Annotated in this window: 5 protein-coding genes and 1 riboswitch; of the genes, 4 read left to right on the top strand and 1 reads right to left on the bottom strand. The window is 57.7% G+C overall.

Annotation, left to right across the window (positions count from 1 at the left end; all coding sequences use genetic code 11):
* Positions 1–94: 94 nt before the first annotated feature.
* A complete protein-coding gene (locus LPA02S_RS09800) occupies positions 95–1,498 on the bottom strand; it encodes an aspartate kinase (RefSeq protein ID WP_082405334.1) in 1,404 nt (467 codons plus the stop codon).
* Positions 1,499–1,995: 497 nt separating this feature from the next.
* A riboswitch (Lysine riboswitch) is annotated at positions 1,996–2,177 on the top strand.
* 259 nt (positions 2,178–2,436) lie between these two features.
* Here LPA02S_RS09800 and alr point away from each other — a divergent pair.
* The 4 genes from alr to LPA02S_RS09780 all read left to right on the top strand — a co-directional run bounded on the left by alr (position 2,437) and on the right by LPA02S_RS09780 (position 6,903).
* Positions 2,437–3,555: an alanine racemase gene (alr, locus tag LPA02S_RS09795; RefSeq protein WP_056956179.1), complete on the top strand. Its 1,119-nt coding sequence runs from the start codon at positions 2,437–2,439 to the stop codon at positions 3,553–3,555.
* A 57-nt stretch (positions 3,556–3,612) separates the two neighbouring features.
* Entirely contained in the window at positions 3,613–4,899 is a 1,287-nt protein-coding gene (gene lysA / locus LPA02S_RS09790; protein WP_156471016.1) for a diaminopimelate decarboxylase, read from the top strand.
* A 61-nt stretch (positions 4,900–4,960) separates the two neighbouring features.
* A complete protein-coding gene (gene dapD / locus LPA02S_RS09785) occupies positions 4,961–5,677 on the top strand; it encodes a 2,3,4,5-tetrahydropyridine-2,6-dicarboxylate N-acetyltransferase (RefSeq protein WP_056956177.1) in 717 nt (238 codons plus the stop codon).
* Between the two features lie 74 nt (positions 5,678–5,751).
* Positions 5,752–6,903 carry an N-acetyldiaminopimelate deacetylase gene (locus LPA02S_RS09780; RefSeq protein ID WP_056956176.1) on the top strand — a complete coding sequence of 384 codons (1,152 nt, stop codon included), beginning with the start codon at positions 5,752–5,754 and terminating at the stop codon, positions 6,901–6,903.
* Positions 6,904–7,469 lie beyond the last annotated feature (566 nt).

The raw sequence follows: 7,469 nt of genomic DNA, 5'->3' as shown, positions 1-7,469 counted from the left end.
CCCCACAGCACCCCCACCGGCCAGCACCGCCACCATGGAGCGAAGAGATAAAACAAAGACCAGGCCGCGTGTTAGCGGCCTGGTCGAATTCGTCCTAATTTAGTGAGGCTTGGTGCGCTGGTGCTTTCTCCACTGGGTCACGGTGTGTAGAACTTAGCTCATACACAGCGCGGACCGCGTCGTCTGCTTGCTCGGCGGGTACACCCAACATAATGCTGATGCGAGAGGCCCCCTGGTTAATCATCGTCGGCGCGATGCCAACATCGGCCAGGCTTACCATGATTTTAGCCAGCAGGTCATTCTGCGCGTACAATCCTTCGCCCACAATCATGAGCACCGCAAAGTCGTCGAACCACTCGAGCTGGTCGGGGGCAATCTCCGACTTAATGTCCGCCGTGATGCCGCGCTTCTTGTCCGGCGACAGTTGACCCTTGTCGATGATGATGGTGAGGTCGTCAATTCCCGATGGCATGTGTTCGTAGCTGACGTTGTACTTGCGCAGGATTTGCAGCAGGCGCAACGTGAACCCAACTTGAGTGTTAATCAGGTAACGGTGCAGGTAGAGGCCCACGAAGTTACGGTTGGCGGCCACGCCCGTAATGTGGTGGTGATGGTTGACGTCTTTGGTTGGCGCGATGAACGTCCCGCGCGCCTCAGGGTCGTTGGTGTTCTTGACGTTGACGCGAATACCCGCCTGGATCACGGGGATGATGGCCTCATCGTTAAACACGGAGAACCCAGAGTAAGCCAGTTCACGCATCTCCCGGTATGTCAGGGTGCGGATGGCGCGGGGGTGCTCCACGACGCGTGGGTCGACGGCGTAAACGGACGATACGTCGGTAAAGTTTTCGTAGAGGTCAACGCTAAAACCGCGGGCGAGAATGGATCCGGTAATGTCGGACCCGCCGCGGGCAAAGGTGGCGATGTTACCGTCTTTGTCGTATGCAAAGAAGCCGGGCACAACGATAATTTCGTCAGGTTGCAGTTCAAACTGAGCGATACGGGCATAGCTGTCGTCAGTGACGGTAGCTGAACGGGGCTCGCCGGCAACGGTGATACCTAGGTCGCGAGGGCCGACAAAGCGGGCGTTGATACGCTGGTGCGTCATCACTTCGGCAACGAGTTGGGCGTTCATAAACTCACCCTGAGCCATGAACGCAGCGTACAGGTAGTCGTTGGAAGGATAGTTACGCATCGCCATTTCGCCGAGGTGACGGCGGAGGCGGTCGATGATGTCGGTGGGCACGTCAAAATAGCGCGCGATATCAACGTAGCGACTCAGAATTTCTTCGGTAACTGGTTCGGTGTCGGTGCCGTCAACGACGGCATCGGCGAGGGTGCTGAGTAGGTCGGTGACCTTGGTGTCACCAGACTGACGCTTGCCGGGGGCGGAGACCACCATGATGCGGCGGTCAGCGTCTGCGGTAACGATGTTAATGGCCTTCTCGAGCTGCGGACCTGTGGCGAGGGAGGAGCCACCGAATTTTACGACCTTCATGAACAATATGCCAACTTTCTGAATGGTTTGTAATAACAATACTACATTTTTAGGCTGCTTTACGCGCAAAATGCATAAGCGTATGTATATCTTATATTCGTTGCTAGTATACGTGGCTACTACCGTAACGGCAAGGGGTTTGCGGTTTTGGATGCCGGCTCGTGTTGCTTTTGCGGCTCCGCGTGAGCGGTGGTAGTGTGCGGCCGAAGCTACGAACCTCACGCTCACGCCCGTTCCGGGCTACCGCGAAGCGGACTAGCCCGAGAAAACCACTCGGTCTATCCGCTTTGATTCTGTAATTCATAACTACCAGTACGTGCTGTCGCACTACTGGCAGTAATTCAAACAGAACTACGGGTCTGCAGCCGCCGCACACCACCACCGGCCGTATCCCTAGAACCACGGCTGCTGCAGAATCCGGCGGCTTATAGACGTCCGTCTTCGGATAACCACAGGGTTGACAGTTGTACGGTATTAATTGTAACCTAACGTTAATTATAAATGATAGAGGTTGCGGTTGCCATGACTAGCGCGTCCAAGTTGATACACTCAACGGTGCGGGCGCGTGAAAGGGAAGACCGCCGAAACCCGCTCGGGAAGTGTAAACCCGGCAGGTTGGGCCACCGGTGAATAACCGCTGGACTGTCGCAGTGACTTGCTGCGGAGCGCTATCGTAAATCATTATGGACAAACGGTTTTTTAACGAAGACTTTAACGGCCCATCTGGTATGCGAATAACGCACGCCGGGTGGGCTTTTGCGTACCCGCTGGCGTGAACCACCGCGACTTTGCTTTTGTGCGCGTGTACTCCATGGTCAGCGGCCCCTCTATACCTTATAATATGCAGTAGTGTGTCCGTTTAAAGAAACGCGACCTTGTGGCCGGGCGCCAACGACGACCATATCCACATTAACCACGACACGTAGGGGGTTCGGTACATGTCAGTCACAGCTGATCATCGTCCAACAAAATTATATATTTCACAACACGCAGTTACACATAACTTAGCCGAGACGCGCAAAGCTGCACACGCCAAAACGGTCTTCCTGGCCGTTAAGGCGAACGCTTACGGCTTTGGGCTGCTCGAAATGAGTCGCGCGGCCGTTAATGGCGGCGCAGATGGGCTCGCCGTAGCCGTTCTGGATGAGGCGCTCGCCCTCCGGCAACACGGATTTACGATACCCATCTTGGTGATGAGTATCGTCATGCCGCAGTACGCCGAGGAACTGGCCGACAACGACCTGATTACCACGGTTGCCAGTGACCAGTGGTTGCACGACGCCCAGCCGTATTTAGCCCAGGCTGGCCAGCCACTCAAAGTGTCCATGGGCATTGATACCGGCATGGGCCGGATTGGTTACCGTAGCCGCGCGGAAATGGATGCAAGCCTACAGTTCATGCAGGCGCACCCGGATGACTTTGAGTATTACGGCCTGATGACCCACTTTTCCCAGGCCGATTCATCCGAGGTGGATTATTTCCACAAGCAATTAGCGCGCTGGCACGAGCTGACGGATACGTTCCCGCACCCGCCGATGGTGCACGTGGCCAACTCGGGTGCCGCCATGTACCATGCGGACGAGATTCCGACCGACGTTATTCGCGCTGGCACCGTTGTGTACGGCATCGAACCGTCGCTGGGTGAGTTACGGGACGCCAGCTACCTGGAGCCTGTGTTGACGCTGACAACGCAGTTAATTTTCGTCAAGCAGATGCACGCGGGTGATGGCATTTCTTACGGTCACATTTACGAGGCCAAAGAGGGCGAGTGGGTCGGCACCATTCCTTTGGGTTACGGCGACGGGTTGACCCGCCGTCTCACCGGCGCGGAGGTGCTGGTCAACGGCCAACGGTGCCAGATTCTCGGCAAGCTAGCTATGGACGCGATGATGATCCGGTTGCCCGGCCCGTTACCGCTGGGCACCAAAGTGACGGTGCTGGGTCGCGACGGGGATGAGGAGATTACCCTTGATGAGTGGGCCGACTTTACCGGCTTTGCCCCTTGGGAGTTGTCCATCAACCTGAACGACCGCTTGATTCGGGAAATTAGTGAATAAAACGATGAAACGTGCGCACTGATTTACGCGCACCAACAATGGAGGTATTGCATGACCATTCCGGTTTCAACGGACGCGCAGGGGCGCCTGACCGTGGGCGGCGTCGCTGCGAGCGAGCTGGCGCGTGAATTTGGGACACCCCTTTATGCGTACGACGTGGGCGTCATTCGTGCGAATATCCGCGCGTACCGGGCGGCGTTTGCGGCCCACAAAGTCGATTACACCGTGAGCTACGCGGCCAAGGCCTTCGCAACGGTCGCCATGTTTCAGGTAGCCGCCAGTGAGGGGGCACACCTGGACGTGGTTTCCGGTGGCGAGATTGTTACCGCCCAGCAGGCTGGGGTCAACATGGCACACGTGTCGTTTAACGGCAACAACAAGTCCGATGAGGAGCTGCAACTGGCGTTAGACGCCGGCTTGGGCACGGTGATTGTCGACAACCACTTTGAATTAGAGCGTCTCAACGAACTCGCCGCACGCAAAGGTGTGGTGCAGGACGTTCTGTTGCGGATTGCACCGGACGTTTCGGCCCACACCCACGAGTACATTATGACCGGTCAAGCCGATAGTAAGTTCGGCTTTGACGTAGCGAGTGGTCAGGCGCAGGCGGCCGTTAAGGATACACAGGCGGCAACACACCTGAACTTGTTGGGGCTGCACGCGCATATTGGTTCGCAAATTTTTGCGGTGGACGGCTTCGTGGCCGAAGCGCAAAAACTGGTGGACTTGGTACGTCAGTGGGACTACGCTCCCCAGGTCTTGGACCTAGGCGGTGGTTTCGGTATTCAGTACACGGATGCGGACACGCCGATTCCACCGACGGAGTTTGTGGACGCACTCGTCGGCACCATTAGCACTGGGTTTGCGGACACTGACTGGACGATGCCGGCTATTTGGATTGAACCGGGGCGCTCCATCGTGGGCCCGGCCGGAATCACCCTGTATACTGCGGGTGGCACCAAGCAGATTCCGGGCGTCCGGACTTACCAAACGGTCGATGGCGGCATGGGGGACAATATCCGGCCAGCTTTGTACCAGGCCGAATACGAAGCCGTACTGGCGGACCGACCGCACGCGGAGACCACGCAGGTCGTGACGCTCGCGGGCAAGTACTGCGAGTCGGGCGATATCCTGGTTGACCGGGCGGCGCTACCACCGGTCGTTCCGGGCGATATCCTCGCCGTTTTGGCGACCGGGGCTTACGGGTACTCCATGGCTTCGCATTATAACCGGAACCCGCTGCCCGCCGTCGTCTTTTGCGAGGACGGGGAAGCGCAGGTCGTGGTTCGTCGCGAAACGTGGGCCGACCTGCTCGCCTTTGACCAGCCGTACCAGCACCACTAACTATGGGTATAACTTTTTAAAAATTGATGCAGACAGACATTCCAATGGAGGACACAACACTATGGCACAACCATTCAACGCAGAACAAATTATCGAGTACATCGCAAATGCGCCCAAGACGACGCCCATGCACGTTGTCTTTGCTGGGGATACTAGCAAACTGACGGACGTACCCGCCGGCGTCGAGAGCTTCCTGGACACCAAAACCGGGCAGCTGTTCGGGGATGCCGGGGTGATTAAGCCGTGGCTGGAAGCCAACCAGGCGGTCATTACTAACGCGCACGTTGAAGTGACGGGCCGCAACACTGGGGTGCCAATGCTGGATATCAGCAACATTAACGCCCGTATTGAGCCTGGTGCCATCATTCGTGAGCACGTGACGATTGATGACAACGCGGTCATCATGATGGGTGCCGTGATTAACATTGGTTCCAAGATCGGCGAGGGCACCATGATTGACATGGGCGCCATCCTCGGCGGCCGCGCAACGGTCGGCAAGCGGTGCCACATTGGTGCTGGCACCGTCCTGGCCGGAGTCGTGGAACCCGCATCCGCCACGCCAGTAATCGTGGAGGATGACGTACTGATTGGCGCCAACGCCGTGGTACTGGAAGGTATCCGTATTGGCAAAGGTGCGGTGGTCGCTGCGGGCGCCGTTGTCATCGATGACGTACCGGCCAACGCCGTTGTTGGTGGCGTGCCAGCCAAGATTCTGAAGATGAAGGATGCCAAGACTGACAGTAAGACTGGTTTGATTGACGCACTGCGTCAGCTGTAATGCCTTTGGTCGTGATCGTCACATTCACTAGTGATGTGGCGGTGGATACTAAATAACGTAAGGAAGTAGATTCCATGACAGACTTAGACGCTGACGCGCTGATTGCAATTCGGCGCGATTTGCACCAGATTCCTGAACTTGCTTTGCACGAAACCCGCACGCACGACTACCTGATGGCTAAGATTCAGTCCTGGCAGTCGTCGTGGATGACCATTAAGGGCGTGCCGGAAGTACCGACGGCGATTATGGTACGTCTGGCGGGCACGGATCCACGCCGCACGATTGGTTACCGCACCGATATTGATGCGCTACCGGTGACCGAGGCGACCGGCCTACCCTTTGCCTCCACGATTCCGGGCCAAATGCACGCGTGTGGGCATGACGTCCACATGGCCGTAGCGCTAGGCATTCTACAGCATTTTGCCGCGAACCAGCCGCGTGATAACATGCTGTTCTTCTTCCAGCCTGCTGAGGAGGAGGATTATGGTGGGTACCGCGTGTACCAGGCTGGCGCGTTTACGGGCGAGTGGCAACCGGACGAATTTTTTGCGATTCATGACAATCCGGCGCTACCGGCTGGCCAACTGGCGACGCGTCAGGGGACACTCTTTGCGGGTACGACCGAGATTTACTTGACCCTGCGCGGTTTGAGCGGTCACGCGGCGTACCCACAGCGGGCCAAAGACTCGTTGGTGGCTGCGGCGGCGTTCATTATGCAGGTACAGACCATCGTATCGCGGAACGTGGATCCGCTGCGGGGTGGTGTCGTCACGATTGGGAGCCTGCACGCGGGTACGGTGCCGAACATCATCCCGGGTGAAGCAAAGTTGTCGGGGACGATTCGCGCGTTCCGTCAGGCGGACATTGAGATGATGCAGCAGCGGGTGCGGGATATCGCTAACGGTGTCGCCGCCACTTATGGTGTGGAGGCCGACCTGAAGCTGATTCAGGGTGGCTATATGCCGGTAGAAAATGCACCGGAGCAGACAGCGGACATGATGGACTTCATGGCGGCGGATCCCGACACCGACTTTGCGGAGGCCGAACCCGCAATGACGGGGGAGGACTTCGGCTTCCTGACGCAGAAGTTCCCGGGCACCATGGCGTGGCTGGGGGTTAACGACCCCGAGCACACGTTGCACAGCGACAAGCTGAGTCCGGACGAGGCCTCCATCAAACCGGGCGTCGCCGCCTTCATCCGCTTCTTCAACCACCGGATGCAGTAGCATGGTTGTGTGGCGCGTGGTTTGAGCCCGGGAGGTGTTCCGACTTTGTGGGTCGCTCCACGGTGACCGCTGCTAGGGCGAAACCTCCAACTCGCAAAGTGCGCGAGTTTCCGGTGCGATTTAGAGCCTGCCTGCCAAATGCGGGCAGTCAGTCTCTAAATTCGTCGCGCTGTACATCGCTGCGCTCTTACAGCGGTCACCGTTCCGGACCCAGTCGTCTACACACCTCCCGGGCCCAAGCCACGCACGGATGCGTTCGTAAGCCAATTTGGGTGCAAGTCGGCGTTCCAAGCGTCAGGAATGAGGTGACCGGGCCTTTTGACCAGTTGGCGTTGGTAACAGTCGTAATGGTATCCTCCCATTTAGGTAACGGCACACTTAATATTGTAGCCGTGTTCCACCACTATGTGTCGGGAACCCGCGGGCGGGGTTTGGGGTGGAGGCGTCGTGTCCGGAGACGTGGTTGCTGCGACCCCAGAGCGCTGTAGGAACGGAGTGACGTACAGCGGCAAATCTTGGAGACAAAGTGGTTTTCTTTGGCTCCGAGATTCGCGGGAGGCCGGGAC

This window comes from Lacticaseibacillus pantheris DSM 15945 = JCM 12539 = NBRC 106106 (assembly GCF_001591865.1).
GTDB lineage: Bacteria > Bacillota > Bacilli > Lactobacillales > Lactobacillaceae > Lacticaseibacillus > Lacticaseibacillus pantheris.
Note: the sequence above shows the minus strand (reverse complement) of the source record. Positions and strands in the feature narration are given on the sequence as shown.